The organism is Ottowia pentelensis (assembly GCF_964341695.1).
Genome location: NZ_OZ224513.1, coordinates 1,735,242 through 1,761,711 on the forward strand (window position 1 = coordinate 1,735,242; position 26,470 = coordinate 1,761,711).

General features: G+C 67.3%; 25 protein-coding genes and 1 tRNA gene. 16 read left to right on the forward strand and 10 right to left on the reverse strand.

The window, feature by feature from the left end; all coding sequences use genetic code 11:
- Positions 1 to 297: 297 nt before the first annotated feature.
- The 8 genes from lepA (at position 298) to acpS (ending at position 7,245) form a co-directional block, all read left to right on the forward strand.
- Positions 298 to 2,106, forward strand: a complete 1,809-nt coding sequence (lepA, locus tag ACWHMB_RS08435) for a translation elongation factor 4 (RefSeq protein ID WP_377479914.1) — start codon at positions 298 to 300, stop codon at positions 2,104 to 2,106.
- Complete coding sequence (gene lepB / locus ACWHMB_RS08440; protein ID WP_293223394.1) at positions 2,106 to 3,074, forward strand: signal peptidase I; 969 nt, start codon at positions 2,106 to 2,108, stop codon at positions 3,072 to 3,074. The genes lepA and lepB overlap by 1 nt, the downstream gene beginning before the upstream one ends.
- Positions 3,075 to 3,088: 14 nt before the next feature.
- Entirely contained in the window at positions 3,089 to 3,457 is a 369-nt protein-coding gene (locus tag ACWHMB_RS08445; protein ID WP_293223392.1) for a DUF4845 domain-containing protein, read from the forward strand.
- Between the two features lie 25 nt (positions 3,458 to 3,482).
- Positions 3,483 to 4,166, forward strand: coding sequence for a ribonuclease III (gene rnc, locus ACWHMB_RS08450; RefSeq protein WP_377480778.1), 684 nt, complete (start codon positions 3,483 to 3,485; stop codon positions 4,164 to 4,166).
- The gene (gene era, locus ACWHMB_RS08455) at positions 4,163 to 5,158 is read left to right on the forward strand and encodes a GTPase Era (protein ID WP_377479911.1); all 996 of its coding nucleotides are present in this window, start codon (positions 4,163 to 4,165) and stop codon (positions 5,156 to 5,158) included. The genes rnc and era overlap by 4 nt, the downstream gene beginning before the upstream one ends.
- Positions 5,159 to 5,257: 99 nt before the next feature.
- On the forward strand, positions 5,258 to 6,046 hold the full coding sequence (gene recO / locus ACWHMB_RS08460; RefSeq protein ID WP_377479908.1) for a DNA repair protein RecO: 789 nt from the start codon (positions 5,258 to 5,260) through the stop codon (positions 6,044 to 6,046).
- The gene (locus ACWHMB_RS08465; RefSeq protein WP_293223386.1) at positions 6,043 to 6,783 is read left to right on the forward strand and encodes a pyridoxine 5'-phosphate synthase; all 741 of its coding nucleotides are present in this window, start codon (positions 6,043 to 6,045) and stop codon (positions 6,781 to 6,783) included. Before recO ends, ACWHMB_RS08465 begins: the two co-directional genes overlap by 4 nt.
- Before the next feature lie 51 nt (positions 6,784 to 6,834).
- The gene (gene acpS, locus ACWHMB_RS08470; RefSeq protein ID WP_377479905.1) at positions 6,835 to 7,245 is read left to right on the forward strand and encodes a holo-ACP synthase; all 411 of its coding nucleotides are present in this window, start codon (positions 6,835 to 6,837) and stop codon (positions 7,243 to 7,245) included.
- Positions 7,246 to 7,307: 62 nt separating this feature from the next.
- Here acpS and ACWHMB_RS08475 read toward each other — a convergent pair whose 3' ends face one another.
- Positions 7,308 to 8,423, reverse strand: coding sequence for an AraC family transcriptional regulator (locus ACWHMB_RS08475; protein ID WP_377479902.1), 1,116 nt, complete (start codon positions 8,421 to 8,423; stop codon positions 7,308 to 7,310).
- 207 nt (positions 8,424 to 8,630) lie between these two features.
- Here ACWHMB_RS08475 and ACWHMB_RS08480 point away from each other — a divergent pair, with 207 nt between their 5' ends.
- Genes ACWHMB_RS08480 through ACWHMB_RS08505 form a run of 6 tightly spaced genes read left to right on the forward strand, consistent with a single transcriptional unit; the run spans position 8,631 to position 13,157 of the window.
- The gene (locus ACWHMB_RS08480; RefSeq protein WP_377479899.1) at positions 8,631 to 9,083 is read left to right on the forward strand and encodes a DUF1269 domain-containing protein; all 453 of its coding nucleotides are present in this window, start codon (positions 8,631 to 8,633) and stop codon (positions 9,081 to 9,083) included.
- Positions 9,084 to 9,139: 56 nt separating this feature from the next.
- The gene (locus ACWHMB_RS08485; RefSeq protein ID WP_377479895.1) at positions 9,140 to 9,556 is read left to right on the forward strand and encodes a PRC-barrel domain-containing protein; all 417 of its coding nucleotides are present in this window, start codon (positions 9,140 to 9,142) and stop codon (positions 9,554 to 9,556) included.
- Between the two features lie 56 nt (positions 9,557 to 9,612).
- Positions 9,613 to 11,229 carry a hypothetical protein gene (locus tag ACWHMB_RS08490; protein WP_377479892.1) on the forward strand — a complete coding sequence of 539 codons (1,617 nt, stop codon included), beginning with the start codon at positions 9,613 to 9,615 and terminating at the stop codon, positions 11,227 to 11,229.
- Positions 11,229 to 11,822: an HdeD family acid-resistance protein gene (locus tag ACWHMB_RS08495; RefSeq protein ID WP_377479889.1), complete on the forward strand. Its 594-nt coding sequence runs from the start codon at positions 11,229 to 11,231 to the stop codon at positions 11,820 to 11,822. Before ACWHMB_RS08490 ends, ACWHMB_RS08495 begins: the two co-directional genes overlap by 1 nt.
- A gap of 22 nt (positions 11,823 to 11,844) precedes the next feature.
- Positions 11,845 to 12,591, forward strand: coding sequence for an SDR family NAD(P)-dependent oxidoreductase (locus ACWHMB_RS08500; protein WP_377479886.1), 747 nt, complete (start codon positions 11,845 to 11,847; stop codon positions 12,589 to 12,591).
- 35 nt (positions 12,592 to 12,626) lie between these two features.
- Positions 12,627 to 13,157 (forward strand): hypothetical protein, encoded by a 531-nt coding sequence (locus ACWHMB_RS08505; RefSeq protein ID WP_377479884.1) that lies wholly within the window; start codon positions 12,627 to 12,629, stop codon positions 13,155 to 13,157.
- Positions 13,158 to 13,367: 210 nt separating this feature from the next.
- Here ACWHMB_RS08505 and ACWHMB_RS08510 read toward each other — a convergent pair whose 3' ends face one another.
- The 9 genes from ACWHMB_RS08510 to fdnG form a co-directional block, all read right to left on the reverse strand.
- Positions 13,368 to 13,760 carry a DsrE family protein gene (locus ACWHMB_RS08510; protein WP_377479881.1) on the reverse strand — a complete coding sequence of 131 codons (393 nt, stop codon included), beginning with the start codon at positions 13,758 to 13,760 and terminating at the stop codon, positions 13,368 to 13,370.
- Positions 13,757 to 14,236: a glycine cleavage system protein H gene (locus ACWHMB_RS08515; protein ID WP_293223380.1), complete on the reverse strand. Its 480-nt coding sequence runs from the start codon at positions 14,234 to 14,236 to the stop codon at positions 13,757 to 13,759. The genes ACWHMB_RS08510 and ACWHMB_RS08515 overlap by 4 nt, the downstream gene beginning before the upstream one ends.
- A 179-nt stretch (positions 14,237 to 14,415) precedes the next feature.
- Positions 14,416 to 14,511 (reverse strand) — tRNA-Sec (locus ACWHMB_RS08520).
- A gap of 7 nt (positions 14,512 to 14,518) precedes the next feature.
- Entirely contained in the window at positions 14,519 to 16,432 is a 1,914-nt protein-coding gene (gene selB / locus ACWHMB_RS08525) for a selenocysteine-specific translation elongation factor (RefSeq protein ID WP_377479877.1), read from the reverse strand.
- 21 nt (positions 16,433 to 16,453) lie between these two features.
- Positions 16,454 to 17,938: an L-seryl-tRNA(Sec) selenium transferase gene (selA, locus tag ACWHMB_RS08530; RefSeq protein WP_377479874.1), complete on the reverse strand. Its 1,485-nt coding sequence runs from the start codon at positions 17,936 to 17,938 to the stop codon at positions 16,454 to 16,456.
- Positions 17,938 to 18,939 (reverse strand): formate dehydrogenase accessory protein FdhE, encoded by a 1,002-nt coding sequence (gene fdhE, locus ACWHMB_RS08535; protein ID WP_377479871.1) that lies wholly within the window; start codon positions 18,937 to 18,939, stop codon positions 17,938 to 17,940. The genes selA and fdhE overlap by 1 nt, the downstream gene beginning before the upstream one ends.
- 61 nt (positions 18,940 to 19,000) lie before the next feature.
- Complete coding sequence (locus ACWHMB_RS08540; protein WP_377479868.1) at positions 19,001 to 19,648, reverse strand: formate dehydrogenase subunit gamma; 648 nt, start codon at positions 19,646 to 19,648, stop codon at positions 19,001 to 19,003.
- A complete protein-coding gene (gene fdxH, locus ACWHMB_RS08545) occupies positions 19,645 to 20,559 on the reverse strand; it encodes a formate dehydrogenase subunit beta (protein ID WP_377479865.1) in 915 nt (304 codons plus the stop codon). Before fdxH ends, ACWHMB_RS08540 begins: the two co-directional genes overlap by 4 nt.
- A gap of 2 nt (positions 20,560 to 20,561) precedes the next feature.
- A complete protein-coding gene (gene fdnG / locus ACWHMB_RS08550; RefSeq protein WP_447648507.1) occupies positions 20,562 to 23,642 on the reverse strand; it encodes a formate dehydrogenase-N subunit alpha in 3,081 nt (1,026 codons plus the stop codon).
- A gap of 231 nt (positions 23,643 to 23,873) precedes the next feature.
- Between fdnG and ACWHMB_RS08555 the strand changes: the two genes are divergently transcribed.
- Positions 23,874 to 24,632: a 3-hydroxyacyl-CoA dehydrogenase gene (locus tag ACWHMB_RS08555; protein ID WP_377479859.1), complete on the forward strand. Its 759-nt coding sequence runs from the start codon at positions 23,874 to 23,876 to the stop codon at positions 24,630 to 24,632.
- A gap of 308 nt (positions 24,633 to 24,940) precedes the next feature.
- Positions 24,941 to 26,305, forward strand: a complete 1,365-nt coding sequence (locus ACWHMB_RS08560; protein ID WP_377479856.1) for a substrate-binding protein — start codon at positions 24,941 to 24,943, stop codon at positions 26,303 to 26,305.
- Positions 26,306 to 26,470: the final 165 nt, after the last annotated feature.

The window sequence follows — 26,470 nt, forward strand, 5'->3', positions numbered from 1 at the left end:
GAGCCCACGATGCGCAAGACGCCCGGCTTTTTCACAAGCCATGCCCAGTCAAATCACAGCTTGTTCACGGCTCATCCAAAGATGTTTGTGGATAAGATGTTGATAAATATTCCGTTGTGAGCCTGCAACGCCCTCCGATTTTGGATTTTCAATCTTGGCCCCAGCGGTTTTTGCCTACAATGAAGCTCCAACTATCGCAGTTGCCATAGATTGTTGGTTGAGGGCGCGTCACATTCAGGGCGCGCCCTTTTTTCATGCGCCGAGCGTGCGCGATCAAACACTTGCCTTCGTTCCTTGATGGATCACATCAGAAATTTTTCAATCATCGCGCACATCGACCACGGCAAATCCACGCTGGCCGATCGCCTGATTCAGCGCTGCGGCGGCCTGGCCGAGCGCGAGATGCAGGCGCAGGTGCTCGACTCGATGGACATCGAGAAGGAACGGGGGATAACCATCAAGGCGCAGACCGCCGCGCTGCACTACACGGCGCGCGACGGCCGCGTCTACAACCTCAACCTGATCGACACGCCGGGCCACGTCGACTTCTCGTATGAAGTCTCGCGTTCGCTCTCGGCCTGCGAAGGTGCACTGCTCGTCGTCGATGCCTCGCAGGGCGTCGAAGCGCAGACGGTGGCCAACTGCTACACGGCGCTCGACCTCGGCGTGGAGGTGCTGCCGGTGCTCAACAAGATGGATCTGCCGCAGGCCGATCCGGAAACCGCCAAGGCCGAGATCGAGGACGTGATCGGCATCGACGCCAGCGAGGCGATCGCCATCTCGGCCAAGACCGGCATGGGCATCGACGAGGTGCTGGAGCAGATCGTCGCCAAGGTGCCCGCGCCGCGCGGCAAGCGCGATGCGCCGCTGCGCGCCATGATCATCGACAGCTGGTTCGACGCCTACGTGGGCGTGGTGATGCTGGTGCGCGTGGTCGATGGCGAGCTGAAGAAGGGCGAGCGCTTTCGCATGATGGCCACCGGCGCCGCCTACGAGGCCAACCAGTTGGGCGTGTTCACGCCCGCCACCGAGCAGCGCGAGCAGCTCAAGGCCGGCGAGGTGGGCTACATCATTGCCGGCATCAAGGAGCTGAAGGCGGCCAAGGTGGGCGACACCATCACCCTGGACAAGAAGCTGCCCAACAACCTGGGCCCGGCCGAGCATCCGCTGCCGGGCTTCAAGGAAGTGCAGCCGCAGGTGTTCGCGGGCCTGTACCCGACCGAGGCCAACCAGTACGACCAGCTGCGCGACAGCCTCGAGAAACTGCAGCTCAACGACTCGTCGCTGCGCTTCGAGCCCGAGGTCAGCCAGGCGCTGGGCTTCGGCTTTCGCTGCGGCTTCCTGGGCCTGTTGCACATGGAGATCGTGCAGGAGCGCCTGGAGCGCGAGTTCGACCAGGACCTGATCACCACCGCGCCCAGCGTGGTCTACCAGGTCGAAAAGGCCGACGGCGAAGTGATCCTGGTCGAGAACCCGTCCAAGATGCCCGACCAGGGCCGCATCCAGGAAATCCGCGAGCCCATCGTCACCGTGCATCTGTTCATGCCGCAGGACTACGTCGGCCCGGTGATGACGCTGTGCAACCAGAAGCGCGGCGTGCAGCTCAACATGCAATACCACGGCCGCCAGGTCATGCTGACCTATGAGCTGCCGCTGGGCGAGATCGTGCTGGACTTCTTCGACAAGCTCAAGAGCGTCTCGCGCGGCTATGCGTCGATGGACTACGAGTTCAAGGAGTACCGCGCCTCCGACGTGGTGAAGGTCGACATCCTGCTCAACGGCGAGCGCGTGGACGCGCTGTCCATCATCGTGCACCGCAGCCAGGCGCAGTACCGCGGCCGTGCGGTGGCGGCCAAGATGCGCGAGATCATCAGCCGCCAGCAGTTCGACGTTGCCATCCAGGCCGCGATCGGCGCCAACATCATCGCGCGCGAGAACATCAAGGCGCTGCGCAAGAACGTGCTGGCAAAATGCTACGGTGGCGACATCACCCGCAAGCGCAAATTGCTCGAAAAACAGAAGGCAGGGAAGAAGCGAATGAAACAGATCGGCTCGGTCGAGGTGCCACAAGAGGCATTTCTAGCCATCTTGCAAGTGGAGGAATGATGCCGATCTTGACCGCCATCGTCCTGGCCGCCTTCGTGGGCTACGGCGCCGCCTGGTACACCGGGTCGATCGAGGGCAACTTTGCCCTGCTGCTGTTTCTGGCCACCGTCGTCACCGGCCTGTACTGGCTGGCCGACCGCTTCATCTTTCTGCCGCGCCGTCGCGCCGCCGCGCAGGCACTGACCGAGCAGCGCGCGCGCCGGCGCGCCGAGCTGGCGGCGCAGGGCATCACCAAGGTCGACGACGAGAACCTGGACACGGCGCGCGAGCGCCTGCTGGCCCAGCCCTGGTGGCTGGACTGGACGGCCGGGCTGTTCCCGGTCATCCTGATCGTCTTTCTGCTGCGCTCCTTCGTGGTCGAGCCGTTCAAGATTCCGTCGGGCTCGATGATCCCGACGCTGCTGATCGGCGACCTGATCCTGGTCAACAAGTTCACCTATGGCCTGCGCCTGCCCGTCGTCAACACCCAGGTGACCCAGGGCAACCCCATCCAGCGCGGCGACGTGGTGGTGTTCCGCTATCCGCCCAAGCCCAGCGTCGACTACATCAAGCGCGTGATCGGCCTGCCGGGCGACGAGGTGTCCTACCTGAACAAGCGCCTGACCATCAACGGCAAGGAAGTGCCGCAGACGGCGGTGTCGGACTTCTTCGACGAGTCGACGATGGAGTACTTCAAGCAGTTCAACGAACAGCTCGGCGACGTGCATCACAACATCATCGTCGACACGCGCCGCGCGGCCTTCATCGGCAACCCGGACCAGTTTCAGTACCGCGACCAGTGCCGCTACAGCATCGAGGGCGTCACCTGCAAGGTGCCCGAGGGGCATTACTTCATGATGGGCGACAACCGCGACAACTCGCTCGATTCGCGCTACTGGGGCTTCGTGCCCAACGGCAACATCGTCGGCAAGGCCTTCTTTGTCTGGATGAACTTCGGCAACCTGGGCCGCATCGGGCCTTTCAAATGAGGGAGAGAGCAAACATGAAGCACACGTCACCGGCGTCGCAGCGCGGCATCTCGTTCGTCGGCCTGCTGTTTTTGGGCGTGGTGCTGGCCTTCGTGGCCATCGTCGGCGCCAAGGTGGTGCCCACGGCGAGCGAATACATGTCCATCGTCAAGGCGGTCAAGAAGGCCGCCGCCGACGGCGACACGGTGCCGGCGGTGCGCGCCTCGTTCGACCGCACCGCCTCGGTGGACTACATCGACTCCATCAGCGGCAAGGACCTGGAGGTCACCAAGGTCGACGACAAGGTGGTGGTGCGCTTTGCCTACGACAAGGAAATCCCCTTGTTCGGCCCGGCCTACCTGCTGATCAAGTACCGGGGCTCTTCCGCGGGTGGGTACGACTAAGTCGCGGCGCGCCGGCGCGCCGGCGCTGCCGCCCGAATGGCAGGCGCTGCAGCAGCGCCTGCATCACCGCTTCGCCAACCCGGCCCTGCTGCAGCGCGCGCTGACGCACCGCAGCTTTTCGGCCGACCACAACGAGCGCCTCGAATTCCTGGGCGACTCGGTGCTGGGCTTGGGCGTGGCCCACATGCTGTACGAGGCCCTGGGCGACGGCGCCGAGGGCGACCTGTCGCGCCTGCGCGCGCAGCTGGTGCGCCAGGACAGCCTGCACCGCCTGGCACTCGAGCTGGATCTGCCCGCGCTGCTGCGCCTGGGCGAGGGCGAGATGCGCTCGGGCGGCCAGCGCCGGCCTTCGATCCTGGCCGACGCGCTGGAGGCCATCATCGGCGCCGTCTACCTGGACGGCGGGCACGCTGCCGCCGATGCGCTGATTCGCCGCCTGTTCGAGCGGGTGGAGATCACGCCGGCGCTGTCGGCCGCCGCCAAGGACGCCAAGACCCGCTTGCAGGAATGGCTGCAAGGCCGCAAGATGCATGTGCCGCAGTACGAGGTGGCGCAGGTGCTGGGAGCGGCGCACAAGCAGACCTTCGAGGTGATGTGCCGCATTGCCGAGCTCGACCTGCAGGCCCAGGGCCAGGGCCCCTCGCGCCGCGCCGCCGAGCAGGATGCCGCGGCGGCCATGCTGCGGCAGCTGGAAGCAAAGTCATCATGATTGCTACTGAAAAAATAGCTACTGACGCTCACCCCGAGCGGGCTGAGGCCTCATTCGACTTGAAATCGGCGGAGACCGGCGCGGCCCAGCGCTGCGGCCTGATCGCCATCGTGGGCCGGCCCAACGTGGGCAAGTCGACGCTGCTGAACGCCCTGGTGGGCCAGAAGATCAGCATCACCAGCCGCAAGGCCCAGACCACGCGCCACCGCATCACCGGCATTCGCACGCGGGCGGATGAGCAGGGCGGCGGCACGCAGTACGTGTTTGTCGACACGCCCGGCTTTCAGACGCGCCACAGCAGCGCGCTCAACAAGTCGCTCAACAAGACCGTGCTGGGTGCCATCGACGGCGTGGACCTGGTGCTGTTCGTGGTCGAGGCCGGCAATTTCACCCTGGGCGACGCCAAGGTGCTGTCGCTGCTGAGGCCCGGCACGCCCACGCTGCTGGTGGCCAACAAGCTGGACGCCGTGCACCGCCGCGCCGAGCTGGCGCCCTGGCTCAAGGGCATGGCCGAGCGCCACGCCTTTGCCGAGTTCGTGCCCATGTCGGCCAAGAACCCGCGCGACGTGGCGCACCTGCTGGACGTGTGCGCGCGCTACCTGCCCGAGCAGCCCTGGTGGTACGGCGAAGACGAACTGACCGACCGCAGCGAGAAGTTCCTGGCCAGCGAGGTGGTGCGCGAGAAGCTGTTTCGCCTGACGGGCGACGAGCTGCCGTATACCTCCACCGTGGTGATCGACCAGTTTGCCGAAGAGAAAAGCCGCGCCCACGGCCGCCTGGTGCGCATCGCCGCCACCATCGTGGTCGAGCGCGACGGCCACAAGGCCATGATCATCGGCGAGAAGGGCGAGCGCCTGAAGCGCATCGGCACCGAGGCACGGCAAGAACTCGAAAAGCTGATGGACTGCAAGGTCTTCATCGAGCTGTGGGTGAAGGTGCGCTCCGGCTGGGCCGACGACGAGGCGCGCGTGCGTTCGTTCGGATATGAATAGGGCCCCCACGCTCCCCTGCTTCGCATGGTGCGCTGCCCCCCGAGGGGGCCGTCGCCGCCTTGGGGCGGCCCGGCGGCGGCGAGCAGTGTCTCGGACCGCGTGCCTGCCGTGAAGCGGGTCACCCACGAGCCGGCCTACGTCCTGCACCACCACGACTGGAGCGAGTCCAGCCTGATCGTGGAGGCCTTCACGCGCGGGCACGGGCGCATGGCGCTGGTGGCCAAGGGGGCCAAGCGGCCGTCGTCCAACTTCCGCCCCGTGCTGCTGCCGCTGCAGCCGCTGCTGCTGTCCTGGGGCGGCGAGGGCGAGATCCGCACCCTCAAGGGCGCGGAGTGGGGTGGCGGCCTGGTGATGCCCACGGGCGACGCGCTGCTGTCGGGCTACTACGCCAACGAGCTGTTGATGAAGCTGCTGGCGCGCGAGGACGCGCACCCGCGCCTGTTCGACGCCTACGCCGCGCTGGTGCACGTGCTGGCCTCGCCCGATGCCGAAGCCTTGGGCGCCGCGGCCCTGCGTGCGTTCGAGCTGCTGCTGCTGCGCCACACCGGGCACCTGCCGGCACTGGATGTGCAGACCCTGACCCTGGCGCCGTTGCAGGACGACGCGCCGTATCGCCTGGTGGTCGAAGGTGGCCTGCGCGCCGCGCACGGCGACGACGAGGTCTGGCTGGCCGGCGCGGCCTGGCTCGCGCTGTCCGCCGCGCTGGACGAGCAAGCCGCCTTCACCGCCGCGCTGCAAGCCGTGGCCGGCTGGCCCGCCGGCGAGCAGGCCCGCCTGCGCCAGCAGTTGCGCGCGCTGCTGCACTACCATTGCGGCGGCAACACCTTGCGCACGCGCCAGCTCATGCTGGAGCTGCAGCGCCTGAAATCCCCGGTGGCTTTTTCATGACCGTCCAGCTGTCCGTCAACGTCAACAAGGTCGCCCTGGTGCGCAACACGCGCCACCTGGGCATCCCCAGCGTCACGCGCGCCGCCGAGCTGTGCCTGCAGGCGGGCGCCAACGGCATCACCGTGCACCCGCGGCCCGATCAGCGCCACATCCGCCCGCAGGACGTGGATGAGCTGGCCGAGCTGATGCGGCGCTGGCCGCGGGCCGAGTTCAACATCGAGGGCAACCCGACGCAGAACCTGCTGGACTTCATCCGCCGCGTGCATCCTCACCAAGCCACCTTCGTGCCCGACAGCGAGGACCAGTTCACCAGCGACCACGGCTGGAGCTTTCCGCCGGATGCCCAGCGCCTGCAGCCCCTGATTGCCGAATGCCGCCAGTTGGGCGTGCGCGTGAGCCTGTTCATGGACCCTGCCCCTCAGCAGATGGCCGCCGCGCGCGCCGTCGGCGCCGATCGCGTCGAGCTCTACACCGAACCCTACGCCGCCGCCTGGGGCACGCCCGATCAGGCGGTGCAGTTGCAGCGCTACGCCGCCGCGGCGCAGGCGGCGCTCGATGCGGGCCTGGGCGTCAACGCCGGGCACGACCTGAATCTGGACAACCTGCCCGCCTTCGTGCGCGCCGTGCCCGGCCTGGCCGAGGTCTCCATCGGCCACGCCTTCATTGCCGACGCGCTGGAGCAGGGCTATGCGGCCACGACGCGGGCGTACCTGCGCTGTCTGCTTGACAATTCCTGATTTGATAGCTGCTCGCGCTTGTTGCACGGTCGCCAGAGCCATTTTTCTTGCATGATCTACGGCATCGGCACCGACATCTGCGACATCCGCCGCATCCGCGCCAGCTTCGAGCGCCATGGCGAGCGCTTCGCGCAAAAGATCCTGAGCGAGGCCGAGCTGGCGGCCTGGCGCCGGCGCAGCGCCCGCTGGCCCGAGCGCGGCGTACGCTTTCTGGCCACGCGCTTTTCGGCCAAGGAGGCGTTCAGCAAGGCCGTCGGCCTGGGCATGCGCCTGCCCATGCACTGGCGGCGCTGTGAGATCGGCAACGCGCCCAGCGGCGCGCCGCGCATCGTGCTGCACGGCGAGCTCAAGACCTGGTTCGAGGCCAGGGGCCTGATGGCGCACATCACCCTGAGCGACGAGAGCGACTACGCCGTCAGCTTTTGCGTGGTCGAACGCAGCCGCGAAGGAACATCCGCATAAGTTCTCCGATTGAAACGGTCAAACGGAGAACACCGATGAAGCAGATCAAGCTGGAGCGGATTTCACAAGACCCCAATGCCGCCAATGACCGACCCCGGTTTGCCCGGCTCCAGCGGTGAGATCGAGGCGCGGTATTCAACGGGAGTCTGTCCGGTCCAGCGTCGGAACGCGCGCCGGAAATTGGCGGCATCGTCGAATCCGATCGAGGCGGCGATCGATTCCACCGGCAGCGTCGTATCGCGCAGGTACTTCATGGCCACCTGAGCGCGCACGTCATCGTGGATCTGGCGGTAGCTGGTGCCCTCGGCATGCAGCTTGCGCCGCAACTCGCGCTCGGACATGCCCAGGGTCGCGGCCAAGCCTTCGACCCCTGGGTTGCCCCCGAAGTGGTCGACCATTGACTTGCCGACACGGCCCGCCAATCCGGACTTGATCTTCAACTGTGCTGCGAGCTCCGCGCAGGCGTCGCACACCGAATCGTGCGCGATCAGGTTGCCGAACTGCGGGCGGGCATCCAGCCACGAGGCATCGAACACGAAGGTGTTGGCCTGCTGCTCGAACAGCACCTCGGCGCCGAGCGATGCGGCGACCTCGCGCGTTGAGGCGCATTCCGCAAAAGTGACGCACAGGCGCAGCGGCTTGAAGTCCGCGCCGGTCAGGTCGCGCCAGCCGCGGTGGGTCATGCCGAAGTGCAATTCGACCAGGAAGCGGTACAGGCGCACGTCGAGCTCCCGGTGCGCGAGCGGATCGATGCGAATCTCGACTTCATCGCCTTGTTGCTGCCCCCACAGGTGGACCAGCGATGCCGTCAAGCCCTGCTGCTCGATCGCGAAGTGCAACATGGTGTGCAAGTCCGGCGCGCTCATCAGCGCAAAGCCGTACATGCCGAAGTAGCTCAGGCGCGTGCGCAAACCGCTGCGGAATGCAAAAGTCGGCGCCACGGCCATGCCGACGATGGTCTTGCACGCATCCAGCAGTTGCTGTCGCGAGATGAGGGTCTGGGGGGATTGTGCCTGCGCGAGGCTCAGCCCCGTGGCGGCCAGCACGGGCGCACCGTCGATGCCGTCTTCGGCCAAGACGTCGTGCAGCAGCACGACCGGCGTGGCCGGATACAGGCGCAGGTTCCACTGCACCGGCCATGGGGCGGCACTGCCCTCGGGCGCGGACCGGTCGTTCAAGCTGAAACCCCTCTCGCCTTGGCCATGGCCTGGCAGCGGCTCGGGGAGGCGTCCAGCGCGGAGCGTGCGCGGTCAGTTTCGGCCAGATTGGCGGTCCGGCCGTGCCGATTGCGACCTTGTCGGCGCGGGTGGCAAGGCCCAGATTCCGGACTGCGGCCGATGGCCCCTTGCCTGGCCGCTTTCCTGCACTCATCCAAGGAGAATTTCATGACTGTTCGCATCATCGTTGCCGTGTTCAACAACAGCAATTCTGCCTATGAGGCCGCCAGTGCCATCCACTCGCTCAAGAAGTCCGATCAGGTCGACTTCTCGCTCAAGGCCGGCGCCATGTTCAGCAAGGACCAAAAGGGCAACGTGATCCGCCTGGAGGAGAAGGATTGTCCCTTGTGGGGCACACTGGCCGGCGGTGTGGCGGGTGCGTTGATCGGCCTTCTGGCGGGACCTGCCGGCGGCGTTGCAGGCGCTGCGCTGGGTGCGACCGGGGGCTTGGTCGCTGACGCCATCGGCGGTTCCTACGATGCCGATTTCGTGGGTTACGTTGCGACTCAGGTCAGGCCGGGTGAAACCGCCATCGTCGTGGAAGCGGATGAAGGCTATACCCGGCCTGTGGACGATATCGTGCGGATTCACGGTGGCCGCGTGTACCGTTCCTACATCTGACCTCGGTGAAACCAGCGCAACGCTGTTCGACCCATTTCGACGTCAAGGAGAACACCATGAAAGGAGCCATCATGAACAGGCGCCTGATACCCGGCGCCGCAGTGATTGCACTGGCGGGACTGCTGACCAGTCCCGCCGCGATGTCCCAGGTTGCGGGCAGCACCTTGGTCGGCGTGTCGGTCGCCGAGTCCAGGGCGGTTGCCGAGGGCTGGAGCGTCGAGCGCCAGATTCTCAAGAAGAAGGTCCTGGGCGAGGACGGCAAGGCGGTCGGGTCGATCGGCGACCTGATCATCGCCCCCGAGAACTGGGTCAGTTACGTGATCCTCGATGTCGGAGGCTTCCTGGGGGTTGGTCGGCATCTGATCGCCGTGCCCGTCAAGCAATTGCAGATCGCCGGGGACAAGATCGTGCTGCCGGGCGCGACCAAGGACGCGTTGAAGGCGCTGCCGCAGTTCGAGTACGCGCGCAAGTAGGCTCAGGGCGCTGCTGGACCATGCTTCGGTCCGCTACTCAACAGGAGTCATCATTCATGCCGAAGAACATGGGCACCAAAAAGCCGCTGGCAGTGACGCTGCTCGGCGTGGCTGCCGCCGCAGCGCCGCAGGTGGGCGTGGCGCAGGCGGCGCCGGTCGCGCTGGCACCCGCGAAGATGGCACGCATCGGCAGCGTCAGCGAACGCTACCAGTCGTACAACGTCGAGATGCTCGAAGTCACCGGCGGCCGCTTCTGGAAGCCGTACAAGGACATCGCGACCCTGCCGTCGAACACCGGGGGGCAGACCGGGCCCACCACCGGCGACACGCCAGCCGGCATGAGTGCGGACCTCTATCAGTACCGCCCGCCCATCGATCTGAGCAACAAGCGGCTACGCAGATTGGCGGCCGCCCTGGGTCCGGCCTATGTACGGATCAGCGGCACCTGGGCCAACACGACGTACTTTGCCGACACCGACGCGCCGCCCAAGGACCCGCCACCGGGCTACGGCGGCGTACTCACGCGGCAGCAGTGGCTGGGCGCGATCGCCTTTTCCAACGCGGTCGACGCGCCGATCGTCACCTCGATGCCGGACGGCGACGGCGCCCGCGGCTCTGATGGTGTCTGGAAGCCGGACCAGGCGCGCATCTGGCTCGACTTCACCAAGGCGCACGGCGGAAAAATCGCCGCCGCCGAATATTTCAACGAACCGACGCTGGCATCGATGGGGGGTGCACCCAAGGACTACGACGCCGCGGCGTATGGGCGCGATCACAAGATTTTCGAAGCCTTTATCCGCAAGGAAGTCCCGGGCATCAAGATCCTGGCGCCCGGATCGGTGGGCGAATCGACCGCCGACTGGGGTGTCGCCCATGGCGGCTATGGCGACATGAAGGTGCTGACGGCCGCCGATCTGGCCGCCCATACCCGGGATGCCCATGCGTTCTCCTACCACCATTACGGCGCGGCATCGCGGCGCTGTGCGGCCATGGGCCACCAGACCAGCGCCGAGCAGGCCTTGTCCGAGGACTGGCTGGGCCGCACCGACCAGACGCTGGCCTACTACCGCAGCGTGCGCGATAAGTACATGCCCGGAAAGCCGTTCTGGAACACCGAGACGGCGGAGGCCGCCTGTGGCGGCAACCCCTGGGCCGGAACTTTCCTGGACACCTTTCGCTACCTCGACCAGCTCGGCCGGCTCGCTCGGCAGGAGGTGGAGGTCGTCATGCACAACACCCTGGTCGCGAGTGACTACGGGCTGCTGAACGACCAGAGCTTCGAGCCCAAACCCAGCTACTGGGCCGCGTTGCTGTGGCGCCAGCTGATGGGAACCACCGTGCTTGATGCGGGCGTGCCGATCGCGCAGGGCCAGCATGTCTACGCGCACTGCCTGCGCGGGGTGCCAGGCGGCGTCGCGCTGCTGGTGATCAACAACGACAAGGCGCGGGCGCGGACAATCAGCGTGCCCACGACTTCGCTGCGCTATACACTCAGCGCGCCCGAGCTGCAGGGCAGTCGCGTCGCGCTGAACGACGAGCTGCTGGCACTCGGGCCCAACGACGGGCTGCCCCAGCTCGGCGGCACGCCCACCCCAGCGGGCGAGCTTTCGTTCGAGCCGGCGTCGATCACCTTCCTGGCGCTGGCGCATGCGGACAATCCCATTTGCCGTTGATGAACTTTGAACAGGACACCATGGACAAGCAATCGCCGATGACGGACGCCCTGGACTTCGCCAAAGCCAACTGGTGGATGTTTTTGCTGGGTGGGGTGCTCTACATCCTGTTCGGCGTGCTGGCGCTGGCGCGGCCGGCCGAAGCGCTGCTGGCGCTGGCGGTGATCTTCGCCGCGTTCCTGCTGGTGGACGGCGTGTTCAGCGTCGTGCGTGCGTTGGCGGCCAAGGGCGCCGATGGCCGCTGGTGGGTGTTTTTCGGCGGACTGCTCAGCATTCTGGTCGGGCTGTACGCGCTGCTCGGGCCGGTGAATACGGTGCTGCTGTTCGTCTACGTGATCGCCTTCCAGGCCATCCTGTTCGGCGTGACGGTCTTCATGTTCGGCGTCAACATTCGCAAGGCCGTCAGCGGCGAATGGGTGTTGTATGTCACCGGCGTGGTCTCGGTTCTGTTCGGCCTGCTGCTGGTGTGGGCGCCAGGCATCGGTGGACTGAGCGTGTCCCTGATGGCGGGGGCCTGGTCGCTGGTGATCGGCATCCTGCGGGTGCTGTTCGCCTTTCGGGTGCGCAGACTGATGCGCAGCGCCACGAACTGAGTTCATCGCAAAAGGAAATGCCATGCTGCTGAAAGACAAGACCGCCATCATCACCGGCGCGGGCTCCGGCCTGGGCCGAGGCATCGCGCAGGCGTTCGCGCGCGAAGGCGCCAACGTTGTCCTGGCCGACATCTCCGCCAAGGGCGGGCAGGAATCCCTGGCCGCCATTCAGGGCGCCGGCGGCCGCGCCATCTTCGTGCAGGGCGACGTGGCCGACCCGGCCTATCACCTGGAAGTGGTGGCACGCGCCAAGGCCGAGTACGGCCGCCTGGACATCGCCGTCAACAACGCGGGGGTGAGCCACGACCTGGCGCCGGCGGCCGACATCCCGGTCGAAACCTGGGACCGCGTCATTCGCATCGACCTGTCGGGTGTGTTCTACGGCGTGCGCGCGCAGATTCCTGCCATGCTGGAGGCCGGTGGCGGCGCCATCGTCAACATGGCCAGCGTGGGCGGCGCCGTCGGCTCGGCCGGGCTCAGCCCCTACTGCAGCGCCAAGCACGGCGTCGTCGGCCTGACCCAAACCATCGCGCTGGATTACGCCGAGCGCGGCATACGGGCCAACGCCGTCGGTCCGGGCTTCATCAAGACCGAACTCATCAACTTCTTTCCGCCGGAAGAGCGGGCCAAGCTCGACAAAATCCATCCTCTCGGACGCTTGGGCGAGGTCGGTGAGGTCGCCGAAATGGTGATCTGGCTCGCCAGCCCGAAGGCCAGTTTCGTCACCGGAGCGTTCTTTCCGGTCGATGGTGGCACGCTGGCACGATAGCGAGTGCGCGCCGCGACGCACCCAGGGCGCGCCTCATGACCGGCCCCGCTGTGTCCGAGATCGACGTCCACGTGTCGGAGCTGGGGCAGCTCTTCGATCACCTCGACCCGTCGCCGCTCGCCAGCCGCGACCTCGATCCTCGCACCGAGCGCTTCATCGTCGACTCGGCCAAGGACTTGCCGCATGACGCGGCGTTGGGCCTGGTGGTGCATGTCGAGCAGCCGGCGACTGATACGGCCTTCCTCGGCGAGGCGGTTCATCGACACTTCCGCCAGCAAGCCACGTCGGCGCGGCGGCGGCTGCGCGAGCTGCTGCGCCGTGCCCGCATCAGCCTGCTGATCGGCATTGCTTTCCTCGCCGTCGCCCTGGCTGCAAGCAAGCTGGCGGAGAACTGGCTCGACCCGGGCGGCATGCTCGAGGTGCTGCGCGAAAGCCTGTCGATCGCCGGCTGGGTGGCAATGTGGCGGCCGATGGAATTGCTGCTCTACGACTGGTGGCCGATCCGTGCCGAAGTGCGACTGTTCGAGCGACTGGCCGCGATGCCGGTGCGTGTGGTCAACTCGTGAGGGCTGGCAGTCGGAGATCCCCCGTTGCTGATCCGTTGCCCGCCCACTGGAAATCGTCATGCAAGTGTCGATAGTCAACGTCGCCCCGGTTGGCTGACCATTTCCTTTCATGGCTGCACACGGATACCGGTCCAATCGTTCGACTGCATTCATCGATTCTCCGACGCGACGTCGAGAGATTTTGATGGTGCCATTGATGACACCGAAAGACTAAAAGATCAGCGTGCGCCAGTCGCGGTCGATGGCGCGGGCCATGAACTGCACCGCGCCGCCGCGCTGCACGCCGGGCATCAATTCCCGCGCCTCGATGCCCTGGGCGTGCAGGGCGTCGCTGCAGGCAAACAACCGCGCGCCCAAGTCCACCGCCTCGCGCAAATTATCGGCAATGGTCTTGTCCACGCGCGCGCTGGCGCGCAGGCCGGCCGCCACACCGGGCCGCAGCAGGTTCACGCTGGCGGCGGTGAAGTAGATCTCCACCGGCACCTCCATGGTGGCCGCGGCGGCGGCATGAAAGAAGGGCGTGGCCAGGCGCTCGGGCGCGCTGGCGTCGGCCGCCCACAGCAGGATGGCGACGCCGGCCACGCTGTTTTCGGCGAAGCTCATGGGCTGCCCCTTGCAGGCCCGCTGGTGGCGGGAACCAGGTCGGGCGCGAAGCGCCGCGCGTGCTCGGCCATGGCCTCGTCCGCCGCCGCGCCGTGCAGCAGCAGCGCCTGATCGGCTTTGAAGTCGGTCAGTTGCAGGCGCGCGATCCAGCCCGCGCCATAGGGCTCGCGGTGCACCCAGTCGGGCCGCTCGTCCAGGGCAGGATTGACTTCGACCACCGCGCCGCTCACGGGCGACTTGACCGCCACGATGGACTTGGACAGTTCGACCACCGCCACCGTGCCGCCTTGCGCCACCACACTGCCCACCCGCTTGGGCCGGCACATGTAGATCTCGCCCGACAGCGCAATGCCCAGTGGCGTGATGCCCACCGTGGCCGTGCCGTCGTCGTGCACGCGCGCCCACACCTGGTGCTCGATCAGCACATGCAGATCGGCGGGCAGGGCGACCAGTGACGACGCAGCGGGGTCAGGCATGGCGGGGATCCGCATCGCATCCATCGCCGGCAACGCGCGGATCGCAAAGGGCCCAATGGCCGCGGAGCAGGCCATGCCAGTGAGCCCCTGGCCGGGGTCTCCCCGGACAGAGGGCGTGCCCCCTCGAGGGGGGAGGCGAAACATCGCGCAGCGAGTGGAGACTGGGGGTGGTCATATGCTGGCGGAAAGGCATGGGAGTCGAACCCACCCGGCGACGCTTGGCGCCACCCACCGGGTTTGAAGCCCGGCCCACCCACCAGGATGGTTGCCTTTCCGTGTTTTTCATTGCAATAGCCCGCTGTCGGCGCGCAGCCGGTGGGTGTCGCCCACGCGCCGGGTCAGGCCGATGCGGTCGAAGTATTCCAGAATCTGAATGGCCCGCTTGCGGCCCAGGCCGGTGGCGTCGCGAAACTCGGCCGCCTGCACCTCGTCGGTGTGGCTGGCTGCCACCTGGCGGGCCAGGGTCGCCAGCCGCTGCATGGTGCCGGTGGGGTAATACAGGTCCTTGACCACCTGGTGCAGCTCGCCGCGCCGCGCCAGCCGCGCCAGCGTGGTGCGCACCAGCGGCTCGGCCTCGCGCGCGTCCCGGGCCATGTCGCGCGCCCAAGCGCCCTCGAAGCCGGCGGCCTCGAGCGTGGGCGCCACCTTTTGGGCGATGCGCGTCTCGACGGCCGACAGCTCGGCCCCGTGCGTGGGCAGGTGCACCACCGGGCCGTGGCGGGCGATGCGGCCTTGCTCGGCCAGCCGCGCCAGCAGCGCCTGCCACAGCGGCGCCGGCAGGCGTGGCGCGGCCAGGCGGCGCAGGCGGGCGGCGTCGGGCCCCAGCTCGTCGGGCTGCTGCTGGTGAAAGGCCTGCAGCGCGCCCAGCACGGCCGCGCCGAATGCTTCGGTTTGAATAGCGCCCAGCGCATGTCCTTCATGGGCCAGCGCCTCGTTGGGCATATGAATAGGCGGTGGCCCGACCAGACCCTGGGTGGCGGCAAAGCGCGCCTGGTCGATGCCGTGTGGCGCCACGGCCAGCAGGGCCTGCAAGCGTTCGCCGGCGCGGGCGTGCAGGAGCGCCTGCAGCTCGCTCAGGCGCTGCGGCGTGCGCCGATAGCGCGTGGGCGCCATGGGGTCGAGCACCACGGCGCCGGCCAGGGTGCGGCTGGCGGCGGCGTCGCGCAGCAGCACGCGCTCGCCGTGCCAGGCGCCCACGGGGGCGGCGAGCACCAACTGGGCCAGCGCCGTGCCGCCGGGGGGCAGACTGTCGACATCCAGCAGCGCCACGGTGGCGTTGACGCGCGACGCGCCGATGTGCGCCTGCACGTGCGCGCCCGAGCGCAGGACCTTGGCCTCGCCCGGCCACAGGCGCAGCGACACGTCCATGCGCTCGGTGGCCAGGGCCACGGCGGGGTCGGTGAGCCACTGGCCGCGCGTGACCGCGTCGCGCTCGATGCCGGCCAGGGCAAGGGCGCAGCGCTGGCCGGCGTGGGCGCTGGCCACGGCCTGGTCCTGCGCATGCAGGCTGCGCACGCGGGCGCGCTGCACGGCGCCGCGGGCGGCGGGCAGCAGCGCCAGCTCGTCGCCCACGCGGACGGTGCCGGCATGGATGGTGCCGGTCACCACCGTGCCGATGCCCGCCAGGGTGAAGGCGCGATCGATGGCCAGGCGAAACGCTTGTGGGTCATTCGTGGTTGCAGCCGGCACGGCATCTGCGCGAGCAGCTTCGAAAAGCAGAGCACGCAAGGCGTCGATGCCGGCGCCGGTCTGGGCCGACACGGCGAGGATGGGGGCGCCGGCCAGTGCCGTGCCCTGCAGCAGCGCGGCCATCTCCGACTGCACGGCCTGCACGCGCTCGGGCGCCGCGCGATCCGTCTTGGTGACGACGACCGCGCCGCGCCGGATGCCCAGCAACGACAGCACGGCCAAATGCTCGCGCGTCTGCGGCATGGGGCCGTCGTCGGCCGCCACCAGCAGCAGGGCGCAGTCGATGCCGCTGGCGCCGGCCACCATGGTGTGCACCAGGCGCTCGTGGCCGGGCGCGTCGATGAAGCCGATGCGCTGGCCGCCCGGCGTGTCCATGAAGGCGTAACCCAGCTCGATGCTGATGCCGCGCTTTTTCTCCTCCGGCAGGCGGTCGGTGTCCACGCCGGTGAGGGCCCGCACCAGCGTGGTCTTGCCGTGGTCGATGTGGCCCGCTGTTCCAACAATCATGTGCCGATGATCACGATGCTATCAATCGGAGAGCTGCTGGCGCCTGTCTGAAGCGCGCAAGAGGCCGATTTGATCGGTCAACAGGTGGGCCTCTTCCAGGCAGCGCAGGTCCAGCAGCAGGCGCTCGTCCTGGATGCGGCCGATGACCGGGGTGGGCAGCGCGCGCAGCGCCTCGGCCAACTGCTGCAGGGCGCGGCCGGCGCCCTTCTTCTCGACCGGGACGATGCCCAGGCCGGCGGACGCGAGCCGCTCGACGGGCAGCGAGCCGGAGCCGATCTGGCCTTGCAGCGGCACGCATTCGACCGTGTAGCGCGGCGCCAGCGCGGCCTGCAGCGCCGGCTGCACGGCGCTGGCCATGGCCGCGATGTCGGCCAATGGGCGCGTGAGCAGGCGCAGCGTGGGCAACTCCTCGGCCAGGCGTTCGGGGCGCAGGTACAGGCGCAGCGTGGCTTCCAGCGCGGCCAGCGGCAGCTTGCCCAGGCGCAGCGCGCGCTTGAGCGGGTGCTTGCGGATGCGCGTCACCAGGTCCTTGCGGCCGACGATCAGCCCGGCCTGCGGGCCGCCCAGCAGCTTGTCGCCGCTGAAGGTGACGAGGTCGCAGCCGGCCTCGATCATGTGGCGTGGCGTCGGCTCGGCCGGCAGGCCCCAGGCGGCCATGTCGATCAGCGCGCCGCTGCCCAGGTCGGTCACCAGCGGCAGGCCGTGGGCGCGGGCGAGGGGGGCGAGCGCGGCCTCATCGACCGCGGCCGTGAAGCCCTGCACCGCGTAGTTGCTGGTGTGCACCTTCATCAGGAGGGCGGTGCGCGGCCCGATGGCGCGCTGGTAGTCGGCCGGATGGGTGCGGTTGGTGGTGCCCACCTCGACGAGGCGCGCGCCGGCGCTTTTCATCACGTCGGGCATGCGAAAGGCGCCGCCGATCTCGACCAGCTCGCCGCGCGAGACGACGACCTCCTTGCGCGCGGCAAGCGCCGCCAGCGTGAGCAGCACGGCCGCCGCGTTGTTGTTGACCACGGTGGCGGCCTCGGCGCCGGTCAGCTCGCACAGCAGGCCTTCGATCAGGCTGTCGCGGTCGCCGCGCCCGCCGCTGTCCAGGTCGTATTCGAGGTTGCTGGATGCGCCCATCAGGGCCTGAATCTGCTCCAGCGCCGCGCGGGGCAGACGCGTGCGGCCCAGGTTGGTGTGAATGACGGTGCCGGTGAGGTTGAGCACACGGCGCAGGCGCGGCGCCAGGCGCGCGTGCACGCGCCGGCTCAGCGCCGTGGCCAGGGCGTCGGGCTCGATGCTCGACGAGGGCAAGGCGTCGGCCAGTGCCTGCGAGCGCAGTCCGGCCAGCAACTGGCGTGCCGCCCCGGCAACCAGGGTGTGGCCGTGCTCGGCGGCGAGCGCGGCGACTTCGGGCTGGCGCAGCAGCTTGTCGAGGGCGGGCAGGTCTTGCGGTTGCGCCAGGGGCCGGGGGTCTGCGAGGGCCTGCGAACCGTGAACCACGGATTCTTCGGGCCGCTTCATCAGGCCGGCTCCGGTTGCACGCTCTCGCTGTCACCGAACAGCAGCAGCAGGTTGGTGCCGTGGCGCTGATAGCCGGCCTCGGACACCAGCAGGTCGAGCGTGAGCGTGGCCAGGTCGTCGGCCACCGGCTCGACGTGGGCGTCGCGCTCCTGATGCACGATCTTGAGGTAGTGGTGGCAGGCCTCGCAGGTTTCGGCCTCGACCGCCGCGCGCGTGGCCGGTGCGCCGGTTTCGCCGGCCGGCTGCAGGGCCTGGTACTGGATGCCCTCGTGCGCGCCGCAGTGGCTGCAGTGCACCATCTCCATGCGCCACTGCGAGCCGCACACCGAGCAGTGCAGGTAGCGCTGGCCCTTGAAGCCCTGGCCCGAGCGCGTGATGCTGGCCGTCGGCAGGCTGCCGCAGCAGGGGCAGTACGAGCGTCCGCTCAGGGCCGCGAACGCCTCCGGGTGGGCGGCGGCGGCCGCGGCGGCCCGCTGCGCCCAGTGCAACTGCAGGCCGGCGGCCAGCAGCGGCGCGGTGGCCATGTTCAGGCCCAGGGTGATGCCGGCCAGCAGGCGGTCGGCCTGCTGCTCCAGCGTGTCGTCCGGCCAGGCGATGACGGTCTGCACGGCGCTGCGCGCGGGGTTGTCGGGCGCCAGCCTGGCCAGCACCTGTTGCAGGGCGGCGCGCAGTTCGGCGCGCCACAACGCGGGGCGCGGCCCGTGCCGGCTGGGCAGCGGCGGCTCGCCACGCTGCAGCGCCGCTGCGATGTCGTCGGCGCTCGGCAGGTCGAAGGCGGGCGGGGTTCGCGCGCGCTCGTGCAGGGCCTCGCACAGCACGGCCATCAACAGCAGGTACTCGCGCAGCGCATGGCCGGCGGCCTGCTGGCGCAGGCGCAGCGCACGTTCGGCAAACAGCGTGGCGGGCTGGGGGGCGACGAAGGACGGGATGTCGGCGAGTCCCGCGCGCAAGACGATTTGCTCGGGCGAGGGCAGCTCGGGTGGAGTGATCGGGTTGGTCAAGGCAATGCAAACGGCCGCCGATGCGGGCACCGGCCGGCCGGGTCGAGGGGTTGAAACAAGCTCACTTGGACGGGGCCTTGGCCGAGCGGCCCTGCACCTGGTCACGGTACCACAGCGGGTGGTGGTGGCGCGCCCAGCCGGCGCTGACGGTGCCGCGCGTCATGGCCTGCACGGTGCCCTTCACCCAGATGGCCGCATAGGCGTGCACGATGACCGTGAGCACCAGGCCGAAGGCCGCCAGCGCATGCAGCACCACGGCGATGCGCTGCAGCCAGATCGGCACACTGGGCGCGAACCAGGCCTGCCAGAACAGCGCGCCGGTGACCAGCAGCACGATCAGGCACAGGGCGAACAGCCAGAACACCAGCTTTTGCCCGCCGTTGTACTTGCCGATCGGTGGCATCTGCGCCGCATTGCCCTCGGATATCAGCTTGCCGGCCGAGCCCAGCCACTGCGAGTCTTCCTTGCGCCAGACGTTGGCGCCGGCAAAGGCGAAGAACAGGCCCAGGAACAGCACGAACATGGCGATGCCCAGGTACGGGTGCAGGATGCGCGCCCATTGCGGCCCGCCCACCAGCGCCGTCAGCCAGAACAGCGCCGGATGAAACAGCGCGAAGCCGGAGACGGCCGCGAGCACGAAGCAGGTGACGACGGCCCAGTGGTTGGAGCGCTGGCCGGCGCTGTAGCGCTGCAGTTGGAGTTTTTTCATCGCGGCTCTCCTTGGGTGCTGTCCTGCGCCTCGGCGGCGGCAGCGGCTTCGTCTTCTTCCGACACTTCCAGCGGGCCCTTGCGCAGGTAATGGAACCAGCCGGCAAAGGCGGCGCCGGCCATGACGGCCAGGCCGACCGGCTTGGACACGCCCTTCCACAGCGACACCCAGGGGCTGACACTGGGGTTGGCGGGCAGGCCCGTCAGCGCCGGCTGGTCGGCGTGCTTGAGTACGTACATGACGTGCGTGCCGCCCACGCCGGCCGGGTTGTACAGGCCGGCGTTCTGGAAGCCGCGCTCCTTCAGGTCGGCCGCGCGTTGCTCGGCGTAGCTGACCATGTCGTCCTTGGGGCCGAAGGTGATGGCGCCGGTGGGACAGGCCTTGACGCAGGACGGCTCCAGGCCCACGCCCACGCGGTCGGAGCACAGGGTGCACTTGTAGACCTTGTTGTCCACCGGGTTCATGCGCGGGATGTCGAACGGGCAGCCCTTGATGCAGTAGCCGCAGCCGATGCAGTGCTCGCTGATGAAGTCGACGATGCCGTTGGCGTACTTGACGATGGCGCCGGGCGAGGGGCAGGCCTTCAGGCAGCCCGGGTCGTCGCAGTGCATGCAGCCGTCCTTGCGGATCAGCCATTCGAGGTGGTTGGGCTCGGGCTCGACCTCGTAGAAGCGCATCAGGGTCCACGACTGGGCCGTCAGGTCCATCGGGTTGGTGTAGACGCCGAGGTTGGTGCCGACGTCGTCGCGCAGGTCGTTCCATTCCATGCACGCCACCTGGCAGGCCTTGCAGCCGATGCACTTGGAGACGTCGATGAGCTTGGCGACCTCGGGCACGTGCGAACGTGCCTGCGGCGATGGGGTTGTGGTGGCCGAGCGGGCAACCACGTCCTGGGTTTGCAGGCTTGACATGGCTACACCTTTTCAATGTTCACGAGGAACGCCTTGAACTCCGGCGTCTGCGAGTTGGCATCGCCCACGAAGGGCGTCAGCGTGTTGGCGATGTAGCCGTTCTTGGTCTGCCCCTTGAAGCCCCAGTGGAAGGGAATGCCCACCAGGTGCACCTTCTGGTCGTTCACGTCCCAGGGTTTGATGCGCTTGGTGACCACCGCCTTGGCCACGATGTGCCCGCGGTTGCTGCTGACCTTGACGCTGTCGCCCAGCTTGATGCCCTTTTCCTTGGCCAGCTCCTCGCTGATCTCGACAAAGGCCTCGGGCTGAATGATGGCGTTGAGCCTGGCGTGCTTGGTCCAGAGGTGGAAGTGCTCGGTCAGCCGGTAGGTGGTGGCCGAGTAGGGGAACTCCTCCTTCTTGCCGAAGGCGTCCATGTCGCCCTTGAACACGCGGGCGCAGGGATTGCTCAGCGCCTTGGGGTTGTCGGGGTGCAGGGGGTTGACGCCGATGGGCGTTTCGAACGGCTCGTAGTGCTCGGGGAAAGGCCCCTCGGTCATGCCCATGGCGTGCAGGCGCGCCACGCCCTCGGGGTTCATGATGAACGAGCCCATGCCCATGTCGGGCGCGGCCGTGGGCATCATGTCCGGCACGTTGGCGCCGCCCCAGGACTTGCCGTTCCAGTACTCGTACCTCTTGTTGGGTGCCCAGGGCTTGCCGTTGGGGTCGGCGCTGGCGCGGTTGTACAGGATGCGCCGGTTGGCCGGCCAGGCAAAGCCGAAGTTCTGGTAAACGCCCAGGCCCGTCGGGTCGTCCAGGCTGCGCCGCGCCGTCATGTTGCCGGCCTCGGTCCAGGCGCCCGAGTACAGCCAGTTGCCGCAGGCCGTGGAGCCGTCGTCGCGCAGCATGGCGAAGCCCGGCAACTGCTGCCCGGCCTTGACCAGCACCGCGCGCGGGGCGGTCGGGTTGTTGGGATCGGCGGGCGCCAGCACGTCGGCCAGCGCCTTGCCGTTGATCTCGCGCAGCAGCTCGGCCGACGATGGCTCGGTGGGCCGCACGTAGTCCCAGGCCAGGCCTGCGATCGGGTCGGGGAAGGCGCCGCCGTCCTTGGCGTACATCTCGCGCAGCTTGACGAACAGCAGGGCCATGATCTCCGAGTCGACCTTGGCCTCGCCGGGCAGGCCGATGGAGGCCTCTTTCCAGATCGCCACGCGGCTGGAGTTGGTCAGGCTGCCTTCTTCCTCGGCAAAGCAGTTGCTGGGCAGGCGAAACACCTCGGTCTGGATGTTCTCGGGCTTGGCGTCGTTGAACGCGCCGTGGTTTTGCCAGAACTCGGAGGTTTCGGTCTCCAGCGGGTCGATGATGACCAGGTACTTGAGCTTGGCCAGCGCCGCCGACAGCTTGTTCTTGTTGGGCACCGTGGCCAGGGGGTTGAAGCCCTGCGACAGGAAGCCGTTCATCTTGCCCTGGTGCATCAGCTCGAACAGGTGCATGGCGTCGAAGCCGCCTTCCAGCTTGGGCACCCAGTCGTAGCAGAAGTTGTTCTCCGGCGTGGCGGCCTTGCCGAAGTAGGACTTCATCAGGCTGTTGAAGAAGCGCGGGAAGTTGCTCCAGTAGTTGAACTGGTTGGGTCGCATGGGCTTGGGCGTGCAGCGCTTCATGTACTTTTCGTACGTGTCGTCGCTGTCGGTGGGCGCGCTCAGGTAGCCCGAAAACACCTCGGCATAGGCGTTCATGTCGGTCACGCCCTGCACGTTGGAGTGCCCGCGCAGCGCGTTGACGCCGCCGCCCGGCCGGCCGATGTTGCCCAGCAGCAGCTGGATCATGGCCATGGTGCGGATGTTCTGGCTGCCCACGGTGTGCTGCGTCCAGCCCAGCGCATACAGGATGGTGCTGGTCTTGTCGGGCGCCGACATCTCGCCCAGCATCTCGCATACCTTGAGGAACTTGTCCTTGGGCGTGCCGCAGATCTTGCTGACCATCTCGGGCGTGTAGCGGCTGTAGTGCTTCTTGAGCTGCTGCAGCACGCAGGCCGGATCCTGCATGGTGTCATCGACCTTCACGTAGCCGTTCTCGTCCAGCTGGTAGCCCCAGGTGGACTTGTCGTACTTGCGCTTGGCCTCGTCGTAGCCGCTGAACAGGCCGTTTTCAAGATTGAAGCCGGGCTTGGTCAGGAAGGTGGCGTCGGTGTTGAACTTGACGTATTCGTGGTGAATCTTGTCGTTGCTGAGCAGCCAGTTGATGACGCCGCCCAGGAAGGCGATGTCGGTGCCGTTGCGCAGCGGCGCGTAGAAATCGGCCACCGCCGAGGTGCGGTTGAAGCGCGGATCGACCGAGATCAGCTTGGCCTTGCGCTTTTCCATGGCCTCCACCACCCACTTGAAGCCGACGGGGTGGGCTTCGGCGGCATTGCCGCCCATGACAAGAACGAGATCCGTGTTGCGGATGTCGGTCCACGAGTTGGTCATCGCTCCGCGACCGAAAGTCGGGCCCAGACTGGACACCGTCGGCGCGTGTCAGACGCGTGCTTGTGTATCGATCCCCACCATCCCCAAGCCGCGCGCCACCTTCACCGTGATGTAGCTGGACTCGTTGGAGGATGAACTGCACATCAGGAAACCGGTGGTGGTCCAGCGGTTGACCGTGGTGCCGGCCGCGTTCTTGGCCTGGAAGTTGGCGTCGCGGTCGTCCTTCATCAGCTTGGCGATGCGCGTGAGCGCCTCGTCCCAACTGATGCGTTTCCACTCCTTGCCGCCCGGCTCGCGCACGGACGGGTATTTGACGCGGCCGGGCGAGTTGATCATGTCCAACACGCCCGAGCCCTTGGGGCACAGCGAGCCGCGGCTGACGGGGTTGTCGGGGTCGCCCTCGATGTGGATCACCCGCTCGTGCACGTTCTTGGCCTCGTCGCCCAGCTTGTAGATCATCATGCCGCAGCTGACGGAGCAGTAGGGGCAGATGCTGCGCGAGAGGGTGGCGTGGGTCAGCTTGAAGGCGCGTGTTTCAGCCAGCGCCGCCGTGGGTGAGAACCCCAGGGCCACCAGGCTGGACGCCGCCAAGCCAGCCCCGCTCACGCGGAAAAACTGGCGCCGGTTCATGTCCATGGACGTTTTCTCCTCATTGCCATGCACCGCCCAGAGCTCGAGATGCGCCCTTTTTGGATGCATTGAGCGACAGTCTAGGCGCGGGTCGGGATTTCCACTACCTAAGGTTAACCCTCAATCGAACGTTCGTGCGAATGCCGAAGGCGGCGACGGGGTTGCCGCGCGCGGCTCGACCCATCCCGGCCGCGCCAATAATGCGGCTTTCATCGCACCAACAGACAGGAGCATTCCATGCAGATCAAGGGCAAGGTTTTCATCGTCACGGGCGGCGCATCGGGCCTGGGCGAAGGCACGGCACGCATGCTGGCGGGCGAAGGGGCCAAGGTGGTCATTGCCGACATGCAGGCCGACAAGGGCGAGGCCGTGGCGCGCGAGATCGGCGGCGCCTTCATGAAGTGCGACGTCAGCAGCGAGGCCGACGGCCAGGCCGTGGTGGCCAAGGCCACGTCGCTGGGCAAGCTGGCCGGCCTGGTCAACTGCGCCGGCATTGCCCCGGCCGAAAAGACCGTGGGCAAGAACGGGCCGCACCGGCTCGACGTCTACACCCGCACCATCATGGTCAACCTGGTGGGCAGCTTCAACATGATCCGCCTGGCCGCCGACGCGATGAGCCGCAACGAGCCCGAGGCCACCGGCGAGCGCGGCGTGCTGATCTCGACCGCCAGCGTCGCCGCCTACGACGGCCAGATCGGCCAGGCGGCCTACGCGGCCAGCAAGGGCGGGGTGGTGGGCATGACGCTGCCGATCGCGCGCGACCTGGCGCGCAGCGGCATCCGCAACATGACCATCGCGCCCGGCATCTTCGGCACGCCCATGCTGTTCGGCATGCCCAAGGAGGTGCAGGACGCGCTGGCCGCCGGCGTGCCCTTCCCGAGTCGCCTGGGCACGCCCGAGGACTACGCCAAGCTGGTGCGCCACATCCTCGAAAACGACATGCTCAACGGCGAGGTGATTCGCCTGGATGGCGCCATCCGTCTGGCACCCAAATGAGTCTCGAATCGGCTTGGCCATGATGAGTCCCGTCGCGCCAAGCCTTACAGGTGCCTGACAAATCATGGGGCAAACAGCTGATTTTGTTCAGGGTTTTCGAGCTTTTGCTGTGGTCTTGCACAGACCTACATTTGGCAATACATCATGACTTGACCTGAGGGGCGGGTGTTCGATCCGCCTTGAGTGGGTTGCTGCAATGGTGCGGTTCCGGTGAGCTTGGCAGCCTCGTTCGGCATGCCAGGCGTTCGGGGCGGCGGTGGGCGCTGCCCCGCAACCGGTTCAAGAAGTCACGAAAGGAGACTGTCGATATGTCGAAGCTTGAGTCTGAACAAGAGGGCGCGTTTGCCCTGTCGCGCCGCGGTGCGCTGAAGCGCGGCGCGCAGGCGGCTGGCGCCGGCGTGCTGGCCAGCGTGGGTGGCGTGCAGTGGGCCTTTGCCGCCGACAAGCCCGCCATGGGCACCTGGCCGGCCGGCTCGCAGGGCGACACGGTGTACATCGGCGCGGCGGTGCCGCTGACCGGCACCTACGCGGTGCAGGGCGCCGACGAGCTCAAGGGCTGGGAACTGGCCGTGGAGCACATGAACACGGACCATCCGTTGATGAAGAAGATCGCGCCCAAGATCAACAAGGGCGTGCTCGGTAAGAAGGTGGCGCTGGTTTCGGCCGACTCGGCGGCCAAGCCCAACCAGGCGGTGCAGTCGATCCAGACCTTCATCAACCAGAACAAGATCATCCTGGCAACGGGTTCGACCTCGTCGGCCGTGGCCGTGGCGCTGAACAAGTTCTGCGACCGTGAAAAACTCATGTACATGCCCGGCATCTCGGGCTCCAACGACACCACCGGCAAGGACTGCGTGCGCTACGGCTTCCGCCAGGGGTATTTCGGCGAGATGGCGGCCAATTCCATCGGCCCGATCCTGGTCAAGACCTTCGGCAAGAACCGCAAGATGGCGTTCATGACGCCCGACTACACCTACGGTCACACGACGACGGCGTCGACCGAGAAATACCTGAAGGAAAAGGGCGGCTGGACGACGGTGACCAACCAGGTTTCGCCGCTGGGCACGCAGGATTTCAGCCAGTATCTGACCAACATCGCCAACTCGGGCGCCGAGTTCCTGATGAACGTCAACTGGGGCCGCGACGCCGTGCTGTCGAGCCAGCAGGCCAAGCAGTTCGGCCTGCTGCCCAAGATGACCCTGGTGCTGCCCTACCAGATCCCGTTCTTCGCCAAGGAAGCCGGGGTGGACATCAGCGAAGGCGTGTTTGCCGCCACCGAATTCTGGTGGGAGTTGGAGGACAAGTATCCGATGGCCAAGGAGTTCGTCGACGCCTTCCGCAAGAAATATGGCTACGCCCCGGAGTGGGGCGCTGAAAATGCCTACGTCAGTTTTGCCCACTGGGCACGCATGGTCACCGAGGCCGGCAGCTTCTATCCGCCCGACGTGATCAAGCAGTGGGAGAAGGGCGAGAAGATGCCGTCGCTGTTTGGCGACGTCTACTACCGGCCCGAGGATCACCAGTGCGTGCGCCCGGTGTTCGTCGTTCGCGGCAAGGCCAAGAAGGACATGAAGAACCCCGAGGACTTCTGGACGGTGGTCGACACGCAGAAGGGCGAGGACGTGATCCAGTCGCCCACGGCCTTCGGCTGCAAGCTCGGCAGCTACACCTGACCGCCATCCGGATCCCGTCGTCCGCTTCTTTGCGGGCGATGGGTTCGGTTGTCTCTTGCCGTCATGTCGGGCGGCGAAGCCGCGTGCGATCGGTTGCCGTCGGACCGATCGCAGCGCCACATTCGCGCCTGCCTGACTCACATTTCACCAACCAGCATCAGGACG

What these genes read in the sequence shown, in the direction of transcription:
- selA (WP_377479874.1), bottom strand. Translation starts at nt 17,938, where the DNA reads ATGAAGCGGCCCGAAGAATCCGTGGTTCACGGTTCGCAGGCCCTCGCA.
- ACWHMB_RS08485 (WP_377479895.1), top strand. Translation starts at nt 9,140, where the DNA reads ATGAAAGGAGCCATCATGAACAGGCGCCTGATACCCGGCGCCGCAGTG.
- ACWHMB_RS08560 (WP_377479856.1), top strand. Translation starts at nt 24,941, where the DNA reads ATGTCGAAGCTTGAGTCTGAACAAGAGGGCGCGTTTGCCCTGTCGCGC.
- ACWHMB_RS08480 (WP_377479899.1), top strand. Translation starts at nt 8,631, where the DNA reads ATGACTGTTCGCATCATCGTTGCCGTGTTCAACAACAGCAATTCTGCC.
- ACWHMB_RS08555 (WP_377479859.1), top strand. Translation starts at nt 23,874, where the DNA reads ATGCAGATCAAGGGCAAGGTTTTCATCGTCACGGGCGGCGCATCGGGC.
- ACWHMB_RS08500 (WP_377479886.1), top strand. Translation starts at nt 11,845, where the DNA reads ATGCTGCTGAAAGACAAGACCGCCATCATCACCGGCGCGGGCTCCGGC.
- fdxH (WP_377479865.1), bottom strand. Translation starts at nt 20,559, where the DNA reads ATGTCAAGCCTGCAAACCCAGGACGTGGTTGCCCGCTCGGCCACCACA.
- acpS (WP_377479905.1), top strand. Translation starts at nt 6,835, where the DNA reads ATGATCTACGGCATCGGCACCGACATCTGCGACATCCGCCGCATCCGC.
- selB (WP_377479877.1), bottom strand. Translation starts at nt 16,432, where the DNA reads ATGATTGTTGGAACAGCGGGCCACATCGACCACGGCAAGACCACGCTG.
- ACWHMB_RS08540 (WP_377479868.1), bottom strand. Translation starts at nt 19,648, where the DNA reads ATGAAAAAACTCCAACTGCAGCGCTACAGCGCCGGCCAGCGCTCCAAC.
- lepA (WP_377479914.1), top strand. Translation starts at nt 298, where the DNA reads ATGGATCACATCAGAAATTTTTCAATCATCGCGCACATCGACCACGGC.
- ACWHMB_RS08515 (WP_293223380.1), bottom strand. Translation starts at nt 14,236, where the DNA reads ATGCCTGACCCCGCTGCGTCGTCACTGGTCGCCCTGCCCGCCGATCTG.
- ACWHMB_RS08465 (WP_293223386.1), top strand. Translation starts at nt 6,043, where the DNA reads ATGACCGTCCAGCTGTCCGTCAACGTCAACAAGGTCGCCCTGGTGCGC.
- lepB (WP_293223394.1), top strand. Translation starts at nt 2,106, where the DNA reads ATGCCGATCTTGACCGCCATCGTCCTGGCCGCCTTCGTGGGCTACGGC.
- ACWHMB_RS08445 (WP_293223392.1), top strand. Translation starts at nt 3,089, where the DNA reads ATGAAGCACACGTCACCGGCGTCGCAGCGCGGCATCTCGTTCGTCGGC.
- ACWHMB_RS08495 (WP_377479889.1), top strand. Translation starts at nt 11,229, where the DNA reads ATGAACTTTGAACAGGACACCATGGACAAGCAATCGCCGATGACGGAC.
- ACWHMB_RS08505 (WP_377479884.1), top strand. Translation starts at nt 12,627, where the DNA reads ATGACCGGCCCCGCTGTGTCCGAGATCGACGTCCACGTGTCGGAGCTG.
- era (WP_377479911.1), top strand. Translation starts at nt 4,163, where the DNA reads ATGATTGCTACTGAAAAAATAGCTACTGACGCTCACCCCGAGCGGGCT.
- ACWHMB_RS08490 (WP_377479892.1), top strand. Translation starts at nt 9,613, where the DNA reads ATGCCGAAGAACATGGGCACCAAAAAGCCGCTGGCAGTGACGCTGCTC.
- ACWHMB_RS08510 (WP_377479881.1), bottom strand. Translation starts at nt 13,760, where the DNA reads ATGAGCTTCGCCGAAAACAGCGTGGCCGGCGTCGCCATCCTGCTGTGG.